Source organism: Okeania sp. KiyG1 (genome assembly GCF_014132355.1).
Classification (GTDB): domain Bacteria; phylum Cyanobacteriota; class Cyanobacteriia; order Cyanobacteriales; family Microcoleaceae; genus Okeania.
The window spans coordinates 18,251-37,160 of sequence record NZ_BLZO01000188.1; the positions used below are offsets into that span (position 1 = coordinate 18,251).

Here is an 18,910-nt window from a genome sequence, read left to right on the forward strand (position 1 = left end):
AATTGTTATAGTTATACTATATAAATAGTATAACAAAAAATCTAAGAACTAATCAAGGTGGAGTCAAAGCTGGCCATAAATTATTTGATGATTGTATTAAAGAGCAGCAAATTACTTTAGATATATTTCCAGAAATATCGAAAATACTTTTTTGCCTTTTGATGGAAATCAATTAGCGGTAGTTTATCCTAGCTTTTGTTCGAGTTTGATAATGCGAGGAAAAATCAAAAAAGGAGAGCTTGAGTATGGTGTCTATTCCAGACCTAGAAAAAATTTAGAAAAATGCAGCAGCTCCTTAATGCTGCACAAAATGAAGTACAAAAGAAAACTTTCCAAGATATTATTGATAATTTAACTAAGCAATTAGAGTCAGAAAAATCTAAATTAAATCCGACTAAAGCTGAGGATTTTAAAGTAGATAAACCTTCAGATAAAGACACAACATTTCAATCAATTCAGCAGTCAAAAACTGAAACTAAAAAACAGACAGAATCAAAGCCTAAATCTGAATCTCAAAAAGTAGCTACTTCAGAAGTGAAAGAAGAAGAGAAATTAGAAAATAAAGAAGAAGAAAGCCTACCACCAAAACAAGATTATGCTTTCCAAGGTATAGGAATTTTATATGGCAAAATAGTCAGGCGATATGAGGATAATGATGCTTACTACAATCTGATTTCAGAAGGAAAAACTTATGGATTAATTTATAATAGCCCCAAGGTAAAAGAGTTTCTCAGGCTAGACTACAATCCTGACAAAGATAGGTATTTGACTGTTTATCCTTACCTCACACATTTTCCTAACAAAAATACTCCCCCCAAACTAGGTTTTACAATAATTGCAGCCAATGATACTCCTCATTTAGATTTAAAGGTTAATGAGTTTAAACTATCAGGATTGTGGCAATTTATAGCGGTTTGTAAATGTCCTGTAATAAGTATTCATAGAAATAGAAAAGGTAAAGGCGATCGTGTCTCACGATTAAAGAAAAATTTGATAATGAGAAATTAAATAAGAAGTTAACTAGGGCAAATCACGTTCCTGTGCTGTGGAGGGATTCTCCAGTAAAACCGTTCAGATTTAATCCTAAGTTGGAGAAAGATCAACAAGGCGATCGCTACTTTGTGGAAATTAAAGCTAAATTTTTACCAGGTAGAGAGCAATGGGGATTTATGGAATTACTTGGAGAGCCAACTTTAGATGTTCCTAAGTATTATAAACCTGAGAAAATTTCTAATCCCCAAGTAGCATAATATATTTTTCCCGACTTCCAATTTTGGAAAAATAATCCCTACGAAATTGGAATCCGAACTCTATTTTTTAATTGTTTACTATATAAAAGTTTCAAATTGTGAAGATCGATTAAATTTAGATAATAAAATACATAACAATAAATGTCTGAATTAATATCAGCAACAGTTTTATTTTTGTGTAAAATAAATTTGAAATTAATACAAGGGAATTTAAAAATATTTATTCTCTTCAATATAAATATATTAAAAATATTGAAAATTGAGTCAGAAAATTTACAGTCAATGAAAATTTTGTAAACATCTTTTTTTCAACAATATTCAAGTATTTTAGTTCCCATTTAATAAAATTAAGGTTCATAGGAAATATCTTCTCAATAAAAAGTTGAATTGCAATAGCTTTCGTTGACTTACACATATTAGATGTAATTTTAATGGAAATTACATTGATATTTTATCATAAAAATATTGCTCAAATATATTGAGGATGAAAAAGGATATTCTGATGAATTTGCTACTTGTAAAAATTACTATGAATATCTAAGATATACAATAGTTTGAGTTGTGAATAATTATTGAGGAATCAATCACCACTATATAAGTGTCCTCTCTTTCAACTAGCTCGATAGGAGTCTCCCGCTATAATCTGCGATTTATCGGTAAGAGGAATATCGGGACAATGAAAGTATGAAGTTGTCCAATAATTATTATCGCATTCTTTTGTGCTAAAAGTTATTATTTGTTTCACCATTAAGCTAGAATTAAAGTAGTTAGTGAAAAAGCTAATGAAGCAAGTAATAACGGCAAAACTGAAGTTACATTTATCCTCAGAGCAAAAAGAGCTTTTGAGAGAAGTTTCATTGGCTTATAGAGATGCGCTAAATTACTCTTCTGAAATAGCATTCACTAATGGAAAAGTATCAAGTTCAAATAAGTTGCAAAAGCTTGTTTATCAGGATATTAGAACTAAATTTGGTTTACCATCTCAGATGAGTTGCAATGTCCCAAGACAAGTAGCTGCAACTTATAAAGGGTTGTGGACTAAAGTTAAACAAAATGCGAATCATCTTCAACTAGGCCAGACTAAAAAGCGATATCAAGGGTTGGACAAACCACCTAAGTATGCATCCAGAACTTGCAATTTAAACTACAAACGAGATTACTCTTTTGTGAAGCAAGGGGTGAGTTTAATTACTTTGCAAGGTCGAATTAAAGTTCCTTATTCTGGATACAACAAGCACATTAAACTAATTACTTCAGGTAAAAATACAGTTAAGTTTGGGGGAGCAAAAATTTATTACGCTCGTTCAACTAGAACTTATTATTTGCTGGTTTCTTTGGAATTGGAAATACCAAACATTGAACCTGATGCAATTAATCGTGTAGTCGGTGTTGATGTGGGACAGCGATACCATGCAGTAACTACAGACATCAGAAATCAAACTCATTTTTATTCGGGAAAACAGTGCAATCATAAAGCTACCTGCTACCAAAAAGCCAGGAAATCTTTACAGCAAAAAGGCACTCGTTCTGCTAAAAGACGCTTAGTTTCTTGATCAGGAAGAGAGAGACGGTTTGTTGCCGATCAAAACCACTGTTTATCCAAACAGATTGCTACTCCTAATACCTTAATTGGACTGGAGAACTTAACTAATATTCGGGAAAGAACCAAGCCTCGCAAAACTGGAAAAAAAGCGTCGATTAAACAGCGAAAAGCTAATAATAAGCAAGCTAAGTGGTCCTTTGCCAAATTGCATTCATTGATCGACTACAAAGCTGTTTTAAATAACTCGTTAGCTATAAAAGTTGATGCTGATTATACCTCTCAAGCTTGTCCTCATTGCGGGTATACCAGCAGAGGTAATCGTCCAAAGAAAGGGCTAATTTTCCGCTGTGAATCTTGCGGTTTTGAACTCCATGCCGACTTAATTGGCGCAAGGAATATAGCAATGCGAACGCTGCTTACCCGGCAAGACTGGGTAAGTACGGGGTCTTTGTCAGCGACCCCTAATGGTTCGTCGGCTGAAGCCAAAGCTGCGCGCCTTTCAAGGTTTGCAGAACTGCGGTGGACGGCAGAATCAAGCCAACATCATAATCTTTGATTTGATGTTTGGTAGTTGACTTGCCTACGTTCCCAAACAGTTGCTTAGGTTCCTTGTACTTCCGTTTTTTAGTGTCTATATTTCAATTATAGACATCAAACAGACAAGGAGAGACAAACTGATGTACACATCTAAAATGCCTATTAGCTATGGATTACAGGGAAATGAAGAAAATTATGGAGACAATGTAATAGACTTCCATATAGACGACGAAGTAGAAGGACAGACAGACATTCCTGCTACTGAAACAGTTCGTTACACTCTTGAACAATTAGCTCAGGAACTAAGTATTTCTACCAAAACTATCTACCGTGCTGGCACTGGCTACTATCCCCGGATTTGCGAATGTTGGTATTGGTTAACAGAAGGATTCAAGGTAGGTGAAAGGTATACCCCTCTGGCCTTGGAGAAAATGCAAGAACTACAAGAGGCGATCGCTCTCAAGCTCCCAGATGGTACTAAAAATCCAGGCAAAATGCAGTATGAGGATTTCAAGCAGCAAGTATGGGCTTCCTATTCTCAATCTGAGCCAGTAGCTAATATTGTTCCCGCACCTAAATACGATTCTTCTAGAGCCACAGCTAATATGGCTCAAATATTCAGAATTAAAAACGAAGCAAGCAATGTCGGGAATGCGCTCGACCAACTTACCAGTTCTCTAGAGTCTTTTTATGGGCAAGTAGGGACAGAAATGTCGGCGCGTTGTGGAGCAGCGCTGGTGGGTAATTTCAATGATGGGATGGCACAAATACTAGAGCAGCTAGGTCACACTTCAAAATAAAGGAGGTTTAAAAGTGGTAAAAGTTACGGTTGACATTGGTGATTGTTATTGGCTGGCGAAGCCGTTGACGGCTATTGAGAAATTGGCTAGTGAAGACGACACCAATATTGATGATATAAGTAGTCTTACTGAGGCTGCTGAAGATGCGGGTTGTAAGTGCAACCAAAATATTCCACCTATGGATGATGAGAATTTAGTTGATAAGACTCTGCAGAGAATTAAAAGTTTGGAGGATAGAGTAAATAACTTAAAGTCAAGCCAGCAAAGCTAATAGTATAGGATATTTCAAAATGATTGCTGATATTGTCAAAATCACCGCTGCTGCTTTTGTTGGTTTTGTGGGAGCGATAGCTCCCATCTGAATATTCTGATAATGCCTATTTTTCAGAGTTTCAGAAGTTACAGCAACAATATTCTAACTGTAGAAACCAACAGCAAAAACAGTTTCGTTTGGTTGAAAAATTTTATAAGGAGTACAAAAACAAATGACCTATACTTTAGGTTCTTCGTTACAGCCTAAGTTTTCATCTGCTCGTCAAAAGCTTACTAACGTTAGCTTTGATGGGACTGAGTCAATCACAGAGCATGAGTATAATCTTCAGAAGCAGCACAAAGAAGGTCAAATGCGCTCTCTTGATTTGCAGATTATGGATAATAACCTGCTGGCTAAATCTTGGGATGTGGCTGCTTCTGGTGAGAAAGTAAAGCAAAGGCAAATTAACTACAACATCGAAAGCACTAACGCTGATATTGCTGATGTTAAACAGTTAATAGCAGATGTAAATTATGAGCAAGAGCAGACTCGCCTTTCCCTGAGCCAAGAAAAGCATTCTCAGCTTGAGGACAGATTGTTGTTTGAACAAGCTTCTTCCATACAGGAAAGAGAAATGATGACAATTCAGGGCAACACCCGGCATCTGCAAATAGAGGAATCTAGGTTGAATCTTACTCAATTGGAAGCTAGTTTAAAATCCCGATATGCCGCCGATTTTGATGTGTTGGATGCAATTCCAATATTTATTGAAGATTCAACTGGTTTAACTTAGGATATCAAAAATATGAAGTTTAACTTCATTCCGCTGGTTATTATCGTTAATTTCTTGGGTTTTTTGCTGTTTTTTGCTGCTTGTGCATTGACTGTCAAGCTTGTTTTTAACTAGCTATCAGCTTTCAGCTATCAGCTCTCAGCTAAAAATCCAAGGGTATAAGTCCCCCACTATATTTAGAAAAAATTAGTGGTGTGTGTTAATGGGGGTTTGAATCCCCCATTATACAAAGTGAAAAGCTGATTGCTGATTGCTGACTGCTGACTGCTACTTTAACCTTTAGTGGAATCTTTCGTTCTTTAGTTTTATAGGGGGTTGCTCCCCTATTTTTTCTATTATGAAGTTCAAAATTGCAGTGGCAGGGATTATTGTTTCTACAGGAATATTCGTTTTTTCATCAATGAATGTGTACCTGGAGAAAAAGATTAAATTAGTATTGTTAGGTAGCTCTTTTCTGGGAATTATAGTCAGTACCTCGACTCTGGCAAATACTATTAATTCCTCTCAAGAAAAAATCGATAAAATTTCAAAGGATGCTGATTTAGAATTAGCAACTTTACAGCAGCAAAATGAAGAATTAATAAACTCTCTACAAAATAAAATTGTTGAAGTTACGCAAAAAAAGGATATTAAAATATCTGAGTTGGCTCAAGATCTAGATAAGTTAACTCGTAAGTTAAAAACCTGTGATGTTCGTGTAAAAGAAGCTTCGATAGAAATTGCTAATAGGTATGAAGCTGAAATAGTAGTTATCAAACAACAATTAAATGATGAGTTTACCACTGAATTAAATCAGGCGCTCGCTGTATCAGATGAACTTAGGAATCAGTTAGACTTATCTCAGCATAAACTAGAGCAGTTTTATAGTAGAGAAAATAATATAATTGCTGAAGAAAGAAGGTTAGACGATATAAAGAAACAGTTGAACTTGTACAAAGAACAACTGAAAATAAATCAAGAGAAATCAGCCTTGGAAGTAGAAAAAGCTTTATTGGCAGAAAAAGAAAAGTTTGATGAGTTAGTAAGGACTAATGAGCTTTACAAGCATCAGCTTTTAAAATATCAAGATGCACTAAACTCTCTACAATCTGAGAATACTAATTTAAAGAATAGTAGTAAGCTAAGAATTGCTCATGGTGCAAGTTACGAAGCTTATCTCTCTCAAATAATTCAGAATACTTATTTAGAGAACGAAATTAACGTTTCCTTTGCTGAATTTAATCGCTATGGAGATACTTTAGCTTTTAAGTTTTACCTAGTAGATTCTACCAAAGCTTCTAAAGCTTTAAAAATTAATCATTCCTTGGAATTATCAACAGGCAAATTTTGTAATACTGAGATAAAAGGAGGATACTTATTAGTCAAAACAGAGAATGAAAAATCTAGAGATGTTAGCCCAATTGTTGTCACTTCTGGTACTACTAAAAAGCGTGATACTTGTTGGTTAGATGATACCTTTGTTAAATCTCACCACGACTTAATTCTTGGCGCAACTGGTAGGGGAAAATCTACTTTAGTAGATAATATTGCAGCTTTAGCTAATATTCATTTTGGAGGGAACGCAGAAATCTTTGTAATTGACCCCAAATATCCTTATACAGAGTGGAAGTTTGCAGGTAAAAAATTTAAACCACAATACAAGGGTTTAAATGCCATTAATGAGGATTTTCGTACCAGTTTTGATGGTCTTAAAGATATGGTAAACTCTCTACAAAATAGATTAGATGCTGCGACTATTGCTGCGGAGAATGGAGATGAATTACCAGAAATAAAACCTCAAATCTGGGTAGTAGATGAATCTTTAATGCTGAGAGAGTATGATAAAGAATTACATAGCAAAGCTATTAAATTATTATCTACAGTTGGTCGGGCTTTAAAAATAAGAATTATTTTATTGACTCAAGAATCAAATGTTAATACAAACGGCTTAACTGTTAGTGGTAGCTTCAACTTCACCAGGTATTATTTAGGCGACTCTGCCAAGGTTCCTAGTGTGATAAATCGGGAGATAAAATCAGCTACAGAGTAAAATGAAATAGTAGCTAAAACTTCAGATTTAATCGAACGGGGTGAGAAGTATTTTGGGTTGATTTGTCCCGGTGAAGAGAAGGCGTTTGTGGAGGTTTTGCTTCCTCCCGGATTCTACGCCGAACAGCAAAATCCTCCACAGAAGGATGAGTCTGAAATCCAGTTAGGACAATCAACAGAGCATCTTAATCCTCCCGAACCGCCAAAGGTCGAAATGGAGGATAACCGCCGAAATAGTGCTAATAATAGCTGCCCTAAATGTGGAGGAAAAACCTCCTTAAAAATGGTGTGCGCTCCTTAAAAAGTGGTAAAGTACAGCGGTATAAATGTGGGGATTGTGGTAAACAATTCTCTGTAAAGTTATCGGATGCAGTAGAGGTTTTAAGATAAAAAAAGTCATTTTGGAATTTAAATAATTAAATTGTAATTTGATAAATTGGAAAGATTTGATACTGTTTCCATGCGATGAAGAATACTGGGATTTGTGGCACTACTATAAATTTTTATGGGACAATTTACCTGCTGATACTTCGGGACATGATGAGTGGTTTAAGAGAGTAATGGCCGATGAAAAAGGAAAGAAGGTTTATGATAAAAGTAATTTTCTATAAACCAATAAAAATATTATTCAGAATCATCAGATTATTATTAATGACAACAGCAAAAATAATAATCTATTTCCTGGATAGGCCAGTAGAAATCCAGGGAAAACCAAAGGTAAATTATCATACTTATATCCAATCTCCAGAGTGGAAAGCCAAAGGAAAAATATTCAAGAAAAAAGTAGGCGATCGCTGCCAAGTATTTCCTTGGATAAAATTAAAAAACTACGCTATTTATCACTGTTTTTACAGTAATTTAGGCAATGAAAAGTGGAATATTGATTGTGTAGTTTTGTCAAAATCTGCTCATGCCATTGTGCATAGTTGGTTGGCTGGTTCTATCTATCCCATAGGAGTAAGTGAGCAAGAAAAAAAAGGTAGTAAATATCCTAATTTCTTTCAAAGAGTTTTTCATTTGTATGCTCGTTTAATCGGCTTACTTCTGTATCTCTTGAGGTAGGATTTATTTCAGCACGAAGGGCTTTGTTGCTCATTTTATATAAAACCTTTACAAAGGTAGTTCGAGTTGTTGCGCTTGGTTCCAGTACTTATTCCAATAGTTCCAATCCGGCTCCCACCAGATTAGAGTATACCTGGACTGCGGGAGTGGAGGTACTTCATGTGTCTTTTTGGTTTCAAACCTATAAATAGTACCAGCTTTGCAAGAATGCGGTGTACCATCATGCTTGAACATAAAATCGGTGGTACTCAAGGAATAACCAATTTTCCCGTATCCTGTTGCGTCCCGATGTGGTTTAATCCCGCCACCCTTCTCGTAGTAGCACAGCAAGGATATTTTCCAGTTGGGACAATATTTACTTGCCAGTCTGTTCATTCGCTCATCCTTGTGTGCGGGCAGATACAGAGGTGGTTTATCTAGGGTGACAGCCCACCCTAAAGTCAAAAATATTCTTTTAAAATCTAACTTGTATCGACCCCGACGCATCAGGTGGTGCTTGCTTTTGCACCAACTCTCAAAAGAGTGAATATTACTAATTTTGCCAATATCTGTAACCATTTTTTTTATAGTAACTGCCAATGTGGGCTATCAAGGGGGTTTGTACCCCCCCCGAACAAAACTAGAAATCAGTCCCGACTAATAATTTATCTTGCTGTCCCCCACTGATAATTTGCTGGATTTCAGGGGCAGACAGGCCATCCAAGCACTGCATCTTACCAGTACTTTGAGGATCGACAAATTTGCCAGAATCGTCCAATGTTGCACAAAGCTGTTCTATGGAATTGTCTTCCTTTTTCCGGTTTCGCCAGCTCCACTCTATCGAGTAATAATGGATAGGTTTGATAACTCCGGTATCATCGGGTTTCTGCCCAGAGTGCTTAATAAAAGAGGCGATGAATACTCCCTCAGCAGCTTCGACCCCTTGACATTGTAATTTAGTAACCAAATTTAAGAAGCTACTCAGCGAGCGCGTTTTTTGGTATGTAACCATAAGGCACTCCCGGAATATATCAGGGCTAGTTCCGGAGTTCTCAGCAATCATAAATATTTGTCCCCAAAGTGTATGTTTTGTTTGGCCAAGAGTGCCAAACCACTTGGAGAATTTAAGGATGCTACATTCTAATTTATTACCTAGAGCCTCTTCTCCTAGCTTCCACTGACCCTCTTGGCAGTTACAGCGAAGGTTAGGAATGTCGTCTGCAACTAGGATTGCATTTTTTGGCTTAGTTCCGAATACCTTAAATGTTGTCATAATAAATGCCCGTTAAGTTATTTGTTGTGTTTATGGGTCTTGTCCCATTCTGAGGAAGAATCAATTAATTGCAGAGCAATCTTCAGGGCTTGAAACAAATCTGGCGCGACCTGTGTTTGTGATTGCCAATCCTCTGTAGGGCTGATGTAATACTGATCCTCATGTTTCTTGAGGTAGCAGTACTTTGTAACAGTTCTCTGGATTTTGCACTGAAAGCGATCGCCAACTACACGATAAGCTTTGAAACCATCAGGCAAATAATTTGCTACCTTACTACCTAAGCGAACTTCCTTGGGATGACGAAATATCTCTTTTGACTGGATTTCTTTCCAGATGGCGTCAAAGTAAGGTTTTAGGTAGTCTGGGGAGTGTCCCCAGTAGGAATGATAAATCTGATTGCGATATACTAATTCGATATAGTCGCCGTGATAGTCATTGCGATGGTATCCGAAATAATGCCCGTTGATGTACCCGTCATTGGGGTGCAAATCTTTTGACCACTGGATACTGAGATGTAGGTCTGGCCTGATTTTTGGATGCAAGATGTGTTTTGATTTAATGACCTCATAATTGATATCATTCTTCACCATGAAAGCTTCTAGATTGAGGTCGTACTTTGCTAGTTCATTTATCAAAGTGGGAGTGATGTCAATATAACTACCATGATGGTATGCGACTCCCACTTTTGTTCCCCAGTGCCAAACCTTGAGAATTATGTCGTTATGGTCAACTTTGAACCCTTCTAATTTCTCAATCTCAGTTTTTATGCACTCAAGCCAAGAGGGTTCATCATAGTCATAGAGTGAAGCATATTCAAGATATTCAGGGTTGTAAATAAAGTCATCCAAGGTATCCGCCCCGTATAGGGTAGAGGCGGAATCATTACACGCCTCAGATGACTTGATTATTTTTTTAGGTTCAGTCCTTTGGAAAATATCGTGTATCCGCTTGCTGGAATATATACATTTTTACCATCCCAGACAACGTGTACTGTCCCATCTTCTTTGACGAAATTAACCTCAACAGTTTTACCGTTAGCGATGCTATCTTTGGTATGTACTTCAATGATGTCGCCTGCTTCTACCCTTGGTTTGGATGCTTGCTCCTCTGCCAGTTTTCCAGTGGGTGAGCCACTTTGAGCATTTTTGGCGGGACCTAGTCCTGTGAAGTTATTATTGGCTATTTCCTGGGCTGTAGGTTGCTCTGGTTCTGGTTGTGCTTCTAATGCAGCTTCTAACTTAATCACAAGGTCAGTCGGGCAAGGTTTTTGAGACTTTGCATCTACTCCTTTAAGCGATCGCTTATCTACTATCTTGAATGTGTCATGCTTTACTAAGTAGATAACCCGCTTGGAATCCTCTACTTGCTTGCCATATAAGTAAAAACCTACATACCGGGCAATTTCTAGCTTTCCTAGAGCGTTGTGCCAACCAACTAAGTCAAAGGGTAAGGCAGCTCGCTTGGAATCCGCGACGACGTTGATGCACTTTATGAGATTCCGCTCGGCATGGGTGCAGCTTTCCCAAATCTCAAGAGCCATAGGTGCACCTATAGATGCTTTAAATTCCTCTAATTCTGATTTGTTCTTTTTGCTCAACAATTGTTGCTTCAGTTGCGAGAGCGTGGGTTCAGGTTTTTGAACCATTGACTCATCTTCTACTTGCTCAACATCAGCTTTTAAAGTTTCGACAGTAGCCTTAGCTGTAGGCTTGTGTTGCTGCTGAACTTTGCCTACTTCTGATTTTTTAGATAAGCAATAATTATCAAGAGTGATAGATTTACCTTCGTTCACATCCTTTAGGAGTAAAGGTAAATCTAATGCGTAAGTCCTAATCAAGTTTTCTTCAAGCTCGATAGTGCTTACTAAATCTTTTTTGTCGGTAAAAATCATCCCTAAAGATTTGCCTTTAATTTCTATGTACATAGCTATCTTAGGAATGCCTCGGGTCTTTGAAAATTCAAAAGTATCCAGTTCTGACAATACTTTTTCAACCAGAGCAATTTTTTGTTCTTCGTCGTCGGATTGAATCGGCAATACTACGGATTGTACCTGCTCATGTCCAGAATCCCATGCGGAAATTTCTTGCTCCTGCCGTGGCTGATTTCTTTGAGAGAGTTGGTCATGTGCTTCAATTAATTGAGCTATTTCTGCTTCAGATGAGTATGGTGATTCAATAGGTTCATTCAGATTTTCTAAATCCCATGCGGATTTCTCAGTAATTATTTCCTCAGTTTGGGGTGCGGTTTGTGGTGGCCCGTCACCGAATAAACTATCATAAGCTTCTATTTCAGATTCAGTATATTCGGCTGTTTTGCCTACTGATTCAATTTCAATTCGCACTGGCCCTGTTTGGTCTGCTTCACTCTCTCCGAGCTTGAGGCGATCGCTTACCAGCAGTTTGTAATCTGGATGCTCAGTCAGTAATGATTCTAGTTCTGCAACAACTGACTTAATCTTGGTATCAGCTTTTGTTAGCTCAGTCAGTCTGGATTTTGCTTTCTTGAGTTGAGCTTCTAAGATAGAGACCAACTCTTCTTGCTTGATAATTGTTTGGGATTTTAGTAACATAATGTTTGCCTTCCCGGTTCTTTCTTTACGGACTATGAAGGACATTTAAAGGACATTGCCTCAACTTTGCTAGGAGCGGGCGGTGTCCTTTTTTTTGTCCTATAGCTAGTTATATATCCAGCTACATTTATTATTATAGACCGTTAACAAGTCTATGTCAAGTCTTTACATAAAAAAAATAATTGTGTTATTGTTAGGCCATAGTCCGTTAACATGACAAAGGAAGTAGTCAAAATGTCAGCCCCACTAGGAAATAAAAATGCAGAATCAGCTTGGTTCCCGCCCGTCGATCCAGAAGAGCGCACGGTATTTGTTGCGGGCCGGATAATCGAAAGTCAGAACGAAGCCCTTGAACGCATAATCAAGCAGAGAGGTATAACAAAATCAGCTATAATTAGAGAAGCTATAGGGTTTTGGTTAGAATGTCAGGAGAAGGGGGCAGGTAGTGTTTCTGCTGGTAAATAGTGTTCAATAAAAAGTATTAAGAATAAGCGATCACTCTTTTTTTTGCATCTATTTTTCCGATAGCATTTGCTATCGGAAAAAGCTTGTGGGTAAATTTTCGTCGTTAACTTATTTCTGATAGAAAGGAACTAGAGCAAATATTTTAGTTGCCATATTATCGACTAAGGCCACGGTTGAGCGGTATACTGTAGATGTAGATAATGCAGGAGGAAGGTATGGCCAAAAAGACTAAAAATATAGGATACGAGACAGTAGCTAAGACCAGAAATAATGGTAAATTCGCCAGTCCTAACCACAAACCTTTAGCTGGTACTTTGGGTGTCAGATTACCTGTGGACTTGAATGAGTGGGTGGTGGAAGAAGCAAAGCGTAGAGGTTGCACAAAAAATGAGTTAATCAGAGAAGCAGTGCGGTTAATGTCACAGCAACAAGTCAGTTAGTAAAAAAAAGCGATCGCGATGTACAGAACTCAAGCAGAAGATACGACAATTGAAGCCGAGCAAATCTTGTTTCAACTGATAGGCAATATTCCTGTTGAAACCAGAATAATGCAATATCACAGGGCTTCTATTCAGTCACAACAAATATGGTGGGATTTATTCAAAAAACATAATAATTTCACCAATAAACAGCTAAAAAGAGAGTACATAAACTTAAAATTTGGAGCGCAATATTGCTCAATAAATAAACTTGTTGATATAGATTTTATGATTGCTTCGGAAATAGATTTAGCTATTACACTTGGTGAAAAGTTAGATGGCTTGAATATCCCATATTATTTAGGAGGTGGTCTTGCTAGTTCTTTCTGGGGGGAACGCAGACAAACTGAAGATGCTGATATTGCAGTTATTTTAGAACCATATAAAGTAGAGGAATTAGTGTCAGCTTTATCAAATGAATTCTATCTGAGCGAAACTGCTATAGATGATGCCATGAGAGGTCGTGCTAATACTTTTAATGTGATTCATCTAGCCTCAGTTATTAAAGCTGATATTTATCCTATCAAACAATCTAATAATTTTGAAATGTCAGCTATGTCGCGCCGGAAACAAGTGCAACTATTTTCGACAAATAAAAGTATTTATATTGCTTCTGCTGAAGATATAATTTTGCAGAAATTAAGGTGGTATAACATCGCCAAGAATCATTCCGAGAAACAATGGCGTGATATTTTGGGTGTTCTTAAAGCTAGAAGGAAAGAACTAGATTATGACTACCTAAAGCACTGGGGAAATCAACTTAACGTCTCTCCAGAGTTAGAAAGGGCTATTGATCAAACGACATTACCTGGATAGCTAGCTCGCGCTAACTAAAATCAGGCCACAAAAGTCTTCTCCAGATTGGGGAGGATTTTTTTTGCACGTCAAGAGCGATCGCCTCACACAAACCAAGAAAAAGGGACTGTTAATTGAAGCCTTAGTAGGGACTGGAAAAAGCACGATGCTAGCTGAAATTGCTAAGGTTTTGAGGGATAAAAAATTATCTCTTTTAGAATGTCGTTTTGTTGTATTTGGCAGAAAAAATAAAGCAGATTTAGCCAGCAAACTAAGTGAAATAAATCTGTACAAACTCTCAATAGCTTAGGTTATAAAATACTCAGAGAAGTACTAGAAAAGTATCACAATCAATTCAGATTAAATAATGGTAAGTATGAAAAAAATGCAGAAACAAAAAGATATATTGATAGCTATAAAAAATGGGGAGATAAAATAGCAGGTAGCCTTCAAATAGCAAATCAATATCGGGAAATAGCTATTAAGTCTAAGAAAGATTTTGTTGATTAAAATGGCTGAAATATTCCGAACAATACTCAACATTTCAGGCAAACTTTTTAGCGCAGCGACCCAACCGACTACGCACTAACTTGTTTTTGTATTTTGGCAATTATGTTTTCTTGCGGTCGTGTTGGGTAAAAAGTTTAGCTTGCGGCCTGAAATGTGTTCGCCGACTATACTATTTCAAAGGGTAAAAAGAGTAGAATGCTGAAATTTTTATCTAAAAAGGCTTCCTTAATAATTAATAATTACTGAGATATCTATTATGATTTTAGCCAGGGGATATTGTGTGGGTTTTCAAAGTAAATATTACCCCTCCATTAATCATTAATTATTAATTATTAATTATTGAACACTCACATTTTATTCACAATAATTCCCCATTGAAGTGAACTAGGCACAATTGGAAATTTGAGTGGAAAAAGATTCACACCACTCACCCGAAACAGTCTACATAACTACTAACTATTTCCATTACAATAGATTCTTTTAGCTAAAGTTGAATCTAACACAAAAGGATTTTCATTGCCTTGATATTTAGCAATTAAATGAGAACGAGTTATCTCTAAATCATCAACAGGGTCAGCAATATTCCACTGACAAAGTATTTCTTTTTGCTGTGGAAAAAAGTTAGAGTCTTTGGCATTAGCTTGCTTTCTATATACCGTGTAGAAATAGAACATAGCACGAGCTACATCACCCTTTTTATTTTCTCTGGGTTCAAATTCACTTCCTGTTAATGATTCACTATAATTATCAATTTCTGTAATGGGTTGATTAAGTAAAATTTGATTATTTATCCACCATTTATCTGTGAATGAATCATTAATTTCTGCGAAAGGATTATTGCTCCGTTCACTATTGACCCGTTTATAAGCAGGAAAAAGACTATGCAAATCACTTTTACCCGCACCTATAGCTCCCTTACTTTGAGGATAAATATGCTCGGCATTAATATCATTTTGATATGCTATTTGTCTGGGATTAGATGAATTAGGGTCTAAATCAATACTATAACCAGTGTATATACCCTGAACTACACCATCATGGTTATCAATTTTTGTATACATGATATCTCTAGCCATCTTATAACTAAAAGTTTTTTTTGGAGCATATTCTTTAGCTACTTTTTTCAATAGTTCTATACCATTAAGCTCTGGCATAATTGATTCTAGTTGACTACTTTCTAAGTTAAAAGCTATTCCATTAGACGAAAAGTTGACTAGAAAAAAGCAACTTAAACAGACACATAATAAGATTTTTTTAACTAATTGCATAAGTATTTTTTCCTTTTACACAAATTTTCACGCTCCCAAAATTCCAACTTCTGCACAGCTCGTTTCGAGCATCTCCTCACCCTGTCTATCATAACGAAGTAGTAGTCATGGGTGAAGCAGCCACCCGCCAATTTCTGCACAGTCACAATATCTTTGTATCCAGCAAGTCAGAACACTCGTGTCCAGAATCAGGACACACCCATAGCGCATCTGTCCGAGGCCACTTCATAATTATTAATTTTGAATTTTTAATTACTGAAAGCCATCTGCCTTAATTAATGAAACAAAAGTCTTTTCACCAACCTGCTCACTTCAACTATTTTTTTTTAGCTCTCCAGTTGCAAGGGAAACGTTTTTTCCTGTATTGTGGACTGTAAAGTATGATAATGCGGTTTTCCTTACCTAAGTATATGTCTGATATTGTTGTTCAATCTTCTCTACCTCTGGCCTCTCACTCTGACCTCCTGGAGGAGTTGTTGGCTGATAAGCGTAGTCCTAATACTCGGCACGCTTATGCTAAGGATTTGAAAGATTTTTTCCGCTTTATTGCAGGGTGTGACCCCACTCCGGAGTTGGTAGAGCAGTTTCTTTCCTTGGAGAGAATGCAGGCGATCGCTTGGGTATTAAAATATCGGCAACATCTTTATGGCCGTGGGTTGAAAAGTGCCACGGTTAATCGTCGGATATCTGCAATCAAGTCTTTGGTTAATTATGCTCGGAAAGTGGGGCAATGTAATTTTACTCTGGCTGATATCCAGAGCGATAAAGTTCGGCCTTATCGGGACACGACTGGCATTCCTGCTGCTGAATATAAAAAGATTTTAGCTGTGCCGGATCGTTCTTGTTTTGGGGGGAAGAGAGATTATGCGATTCTTAGGTTATTATGGGATAATGCTTTGCGCCGTTCGGAAGTGTCGAAGTTGGATATACTGGATGTTGATTTGAGCGGACGCTCGCTTTGGGTATTGAGCAAGGGGTGGGGGGATGAAAAACAGCGGGTAAGCTTGACGCTCAAGAGTGTGGAGGCTTTGCAGGATTGGTTGACGGCAAGAAAGGAGTGGGATGTTAATCAACCTTTGTTTATTAGGCTTGACCATTCTACTTGGGGAAAAAGGTTGGGAGACCATGCTATTTATATGATGGTACGACGGTTGGCGACTAGAGCGGGTATTGAGAAGTTGATGAGTCCCCATAGGGTGAGGCATAGTAGTATTACGACGGCTTTGGATAAGACTAATGGGGATGTGAGAAGGGTGCAGAAGTTATCACGTCATTCTAATTTGAATACTTTGCTTATTTATGATGATAATCGTCAGGATTTACAGAAGGAAATTTCTGATATTTTGTCTATGGAAGTTTGAGTTTATAATTAACAATTAATAATTAACAATTAATAATTAACAATTAATAATTATCGGTCGCGTCACGCGTCTGGGGAGTTCTATTGCTGGAGCATCAATAATTAAGCGCCTGACACTCATTAATTACTGAAAAATTCAGGTAACAACTCTATCCTTAGCTGTGCCACGAGCTGTCGCCCTACAGGGATAAAAAAAGGAAAAAATTCCTTTTCAACAATTCTTTTATTAGAGAAGAGGTAATTATTAATTATCGCTTACTGGAGCAAGCCCTAATTAACAAGAAAGTATCTTCCTAGATATACGCTCTGAAATTATTAATTATTCATTATTCATTATTAATTACAAGGGGAGACTATCTCACTAGCTTTATGTTCTTCAATTATTAATTATTCATTATTAATTATTCATTATTCGGTAAAGCATAATTCTTGACAACAGTCTGAACGATTGATAAAGTTGCTCTTAGCAACTTATGGCAATATGTAGTCTTTTGGTAATTTTTCCTAGACAAAAGTTATAGTTTCCTCGACTACAAGACTCAATCTATAACAGTGCGAGAGTGATTCCGGGTAAGAGCGTTATAGAACTCCGTTCCGCTTACGCGACCGAAAATTTCATTCTTTTCCTTCTGCTTTCCCCTCATAAATTTCAACAATATCTAACCCAACCTCATAAACAGTATCAATTAATCCATCTGGTTTAACTACTTTCACATGACCGCCAAACCCAATAACCCAACTTAAAAAACTCACATCTTTTAAACACCAACCAGGTAATTCCACTTGAAACCGATGGAGAAAACGTCGATCTGTGGGAGATGTCACTCAATACAATCTGTCTGTATTAAGTGTGGAAGTTATCAACAACCATCCTGAACCGTTCGGGAGAATTAGCTGCTTCATATAAATCAGTCGTATCCTTGCACGAATCTTCTATTTCTGCCAATTAATAATAATGTCGGTATTTTTTCCGAGCCATCCGTTTCGCTTTTTTTGTATTCCATCGAGGTACAGCAATTATATCATCAACTTTTTTCAACTTCTCAGGAATAGGTTCTCCTACCAATAAATCAATTGTTTGCGCAATAAACTTACAGCAGTTTATAGGAAATCTTAAAACTTGTTCCTCTGCGAATCTAATAACAACCCAATCATTCTGCTCAAAAAAAATGTCTCTATTAATCTCTGTTTGATCGTCTGTGCAGTGAGTTGTTTTTTTACCTTTGCCACTACAAGTATAAGGCTCGTCAATTTCTATATCTACATATAAATTCCAGTCTTTAAGATAATAAATAAAATCAGGAGTGTAGGGATATTCAACATACTTGATAACCCGATAATCCACCATTATTTCGCCAGGTAGGTAATGACTAAGAGTTTGGTGAAATATTTCTTCACTCCTTCCTTTGGGAGCATTGCTCCCTTGAATAGGTTTCAGTGGCTTAATTTGCTGAAATTTTTGTCGAGCTAATTCTATTTTTTGACTGCGCTCTGTGGATTGTGTTCTGTAATTTTCCACTCTATTTTGATAATCACGCATACTAGAATGCTGGCTAGTTTGGGATTTTTGCCATTGCTCTAAATGCTGCTGATAGGCATCCAATTCTGCTCTATAATTAAGCATTATCATATCGAATTTTGCTTTCTTTACCCCATAGCCATTTTTTTCTCTATAGAAAATATAGCTAGCTACAATTACAGCTATTACCAACATAAATCCACCACCTGGACCAATGGCTTTAACCCAAAATGCAGAGACAAAAATAACTAATCCTATCATTGCTAAAAAAATATATATATTAGGTTTTTTTGGTTCTATTAATTTAGGTTTAATAGGTAATTTTGGTTTCTCTATAAATTGTGGTTCTTGAAATTGAGGGACTTCAATTTCAGGCATCGCTACAGCAATGTTTAAAATTTTTTTGGGGATTTTAAAAACAGGGTAT

General features: G+C 36.8%; 23 protein-coding genes. 16 read left to right on the forward strand and 7 right to left on the reverse strand.

Annotated features, from left to right (window positions below):
- The first annotated feature begins 282 nt into the window (after window positions 1–282).
- The 11 genes from SAGCYANO_RS42175 (at window position 283) to SAGCYANO_RS42215 (ending at window position 8,266) form a co-directional block, all read left to right on the forward strand.
- Window positions 283–1,008, forward strand: coding sequence for a hypothetical protein (locus SAGCYANO_RS42175; protein WP_237397231.1), 726 nt, complete (start codon window positions 283–285; stop codon window positions 1,006–1,008).
- A gap of 32 nt (window positions 1,009–1,040) precedes the next feature.
- Window positions 1,041–1,250, forward strand: coding sequence for a hypothetical protein (locus tag SAGCYANO_RS46990; protein WP_237397232.1), 210 nt, complete (start codon window positions 1,041–1,043; stop codon window positions 1,248–1,250).
- A 782-nt stretch (window positions 1,251–2,032) separates the two neighbouring features.
- Complete coding sequence (locus SAGCYANO_RS46995) at window positions 2,033–2,803, forward strand: hypothetical protein (RefSeq protein ID WP_237397233.1); 771 nt, start codon at window positions 2,033–2,035, stop codon at window positions 2,801–2,803.
- Window positions 2,804–2,998: 195 nt separating this feature from the next.
- A complete protein-coding gene (locus SAGCYANO_RS47000; protein ID WP_255502900.1) occupies window positions 2,999–3,349 on the forward strand; it encodes a transposase in 351 nt (116 codons plus the stop codon).
- Between the two features lie 121 nt (window positions 3,350–3,470).
- Complete coding sequence (locus tag SAGCYANO_RS42185; RefSeq protein WP_202225465.1) at window positions 3,471–4,130, forward strand: hypothetical protein; 660 nt, start codon at window positions 3,471–3,473, stop codon at window positions 4,128–4,130.
- A gap of 13 nt (window positions 4,131–4,143) precedes the next feature.
- Window positions 4,144–4,401, forward strand: coding sequence for a hypothetical protein (locus SAGCYANO_RS42190; RefSeq protein ID WP_202225466.1), 258 nt, complete (start codon window positions 4,144–4,146; stop codon window positions 4,399–4,401).
- Window positions 4,402–4,615: 214 nt separating this feature from the next.
- Window positions 4,616–5,176 (forward strand): hypothetical protein, encoded by a 561-nt coding sequence (locus SAGCYANO_RS42195; protein WP_202225467.1) that lies wholly within the window; start codon window positions 4,616–4,618, stop codon window positions 5,174–5,176.
- A 337-nt stretch (window positions 5,177–5,513) separates the two neighbouring features.
- Complete coding sequence (locus tag SAGCYANO_RS42200; RefSeq protein ID WP_202218482.1) at window positions 5,514–7,205, forward strand: hypothetical protein; 1,692 nt, start codon at window positions 5,514–5,516, stop codon at window positions 7,203–7,205.
- Between the two features lie 57 nt (window positions 7,206–7,262).
- Window positions 7,263–7,505, forward strand: a complete 243-nt coding sequence (locus tag SAGCYANO_RS42205; RefSeq protein WP_202225468.1) for a hypothetical protein — start codon at window positions 7,263–7,265, stop codon at window positions 7,503–7,505.
- A gap of 145 nt (window positions 7,506–7,650) precedes the next feature.
- Window positions 7,651–7,815, forward strand: a complete 165-nt coding sequence (locus SAGCYANO_RS42210; RefSeq protein WP_202218480.1) for a hypothetical protein — start codon at window positions 7,651–7,653, stop codon at window positions 7,813–7,815.
- A 40-nt stretch (window positions 7,816–7,855) separates the two neighbouring features.
- Window positions 7,856–8,266: a hypothetical protein gene (locus tag SAGCYANO_RS42215; RefSeq protein WP_202225469.1), complete on the forward strand. Its 411-nt coding sequence runs from the start codon at window positions 7,856–7,858 to the stop codon at window positions 8,264–8,266.
- A gap of 48 nt (window positions 8,267–8,314) precedes the next feature.
- Here the strand turns inward: SAGCYANO_RS42215 and SAGCYANO_RS42220 are convergent, their stop codons facing one another.
- The 4 genes from SAGCYANO_RS42220 to SAGCYANO_RS42235 form a co-directional block, all read right to left on the reverse strand.
- Complete coding sequence (locus SAGCYANO_RS42220) at window positions 8,315–8,845, reverse strand: hypothetical protein (RefSeq protein ID WP_202225470.1); 531 nt, start codon at window positions 8,843–8,845, stop codon at window positions 8,315–8,317.
- 40 nt (window positions 8,846–8,885) lie between these two features.
- Window positions 8,886–9,212 (reverse strand): hypothetical protein, encoded by a 327-nt coding sequence (locus tag SAGCYANO_RS47005; protein ID WP_237397235.1) that lies wholly within the window; start codon window positions 9,210–9,212, stop codon window positions 8,886–8,888.
- Between the two features lie 323 nt (window positions 9,213–9,535).
- Window positions 9,536–10,366, reverse strand: coding sequence for a hypothetical protein (locus SAGCYANO_RS42230; protein ID WP_202225472.1), 831 nt, complete (start codon window positions 10,364–10,366; stop codon window positions 9,536–9,538).
- 56 nt (window positions 10,367–10,422) lie between these two features.
- On the reverse strand, window positions 10,423–12,087 hold the full coding sequence (locus tag SAGCYANO_RS42235) for a hypothetical protein (protein WP_202225473.1): 1,665 nt from the start codon (window positions 12,085–12,087) through the stop codon (window positions 10,423–10,425).
- 234 nt (window positions 12,088–12,321) lie between these two features.
- Here SAGCYANO_RS42235 and SAGCYANO_RS42240 point away from each other — a divergent pair, with 234 nt between their 5' ends.
- The 4 genes from SAGCYANO_RS42240 (at window position 12,322) to SAGCYANO_RS42255 (ending at window position 14,136) form a co-directional block, all read left to right on the forward strand.
- Window positions 12,322–12,552 carry a ribbon-helix-helix domain-containing protein gene (locus SAGCYANO_RS42240; protein WP_202225474.1) on the forward strand — a complete coding sequence of 77 codons (231 nt, stop codon included), beginning with the start codon at window positions 12,322–12,324 and terminating at the stop codon, window positions 12,550–12,552.
- Window positions 12,553–12,767: 215 nt separating this feature from the next.
- Entirely contained in the window at window positions 12,768–12,992 is a 225-nt protein-coding gene (locus SAGCYANO_RS42245; RefSeq protein WP_202225475.1) for a CopG family transcriptional regulator, read from the forward strand.
- A gap of 18 nt (window positions 12,993–13,010) precedes the next feature.
- Complete coding sequence (locus SAGCYANO_RS42250; protein ID WP_202225476.1) at window positions 13,011–13,847, forward strand: hypothetical protein; 837 nt, start codon at window positions 13,011–13,013, stop codon at window positions 13,845–13,847.
- 61 nt (window positions 13,848–13,908) lie between these two features.
- Window positions 13,909–14,136: a hypothetical protein gene (locus tag SAGCYANO_RS42255; RefSeq protein WP_202225477.1), complete on the forward strand. Its 228-nt coding sequence runs from the start codon at window positions 13,909–13,911 to the stop codon at window positions 14,134–14,136.
- 652 nt (window positions 14,137–14,788) lie between these two features.
- On the opposite strand, the gene SAGCYANO_RS42260 is transcribed toward SAGCYANO_RS42255, so the two are convergent.
- Entirely contained in the window at window positions 14,789–15,604 is an 816-nt protein-coding gene (locus SAGCYANO_RS42260; RefSeq protein WP_202225478.1) for an endonuclease I family protein, read from the reverse strand.
- Window positions 15,605–16,014: 410 nt separating this feature from the next.
- Between SAGCYANO_RS42260 and SAGCYANO_RS42265 the strand changes: the two genes are divergently transcribed.
- Window positions 16,015–16,965, forward strand: coding sequence for a tyrosine-type recombinase/integrase (locus SAGCYANO_RS42265; RefSeq protein WP_202225502.1), 951 nt, complete (start codon window positions 16,015–16,017; stop codon window positions 16,963–16,965).
- Between the two features lie 614 nt (window positions 16,966–17,579).
- On the opposite strand, the gene SAGCYANO_RS42270 is transcribed toward SAGCYANO_RS42265, so the two are convergent.
- Window positions 17,580–17,789 carry a WYL domain-containing protein gene (locus tag SAGCYANO_RS42270; protein ID WP_202225479.1) on the reverse strand — a complete coding sequence of 70 codons (210 nt, stop codon included), beginning with the start codon at window positions 17,787–17,789 and terminating at the stop codon, window positions 17,580–17,582.
- A 121-nt stretch (window positions 17,790–17,910) separates the two neighbouring features.
- Window positions 17,911–18,861: a hypothetical protein gene (locus SAGCYANO_RS42275; RefSeq protein WP_237397236.1), complete on the reverse strand. Its 951-nt coding sequence runs from the start codon at window positions 18,859–18,861 to the stop codon at window positions 17,911–17,913.
- Window positions 18,862–18,910 lie beyond the last annotated feature (49 nt).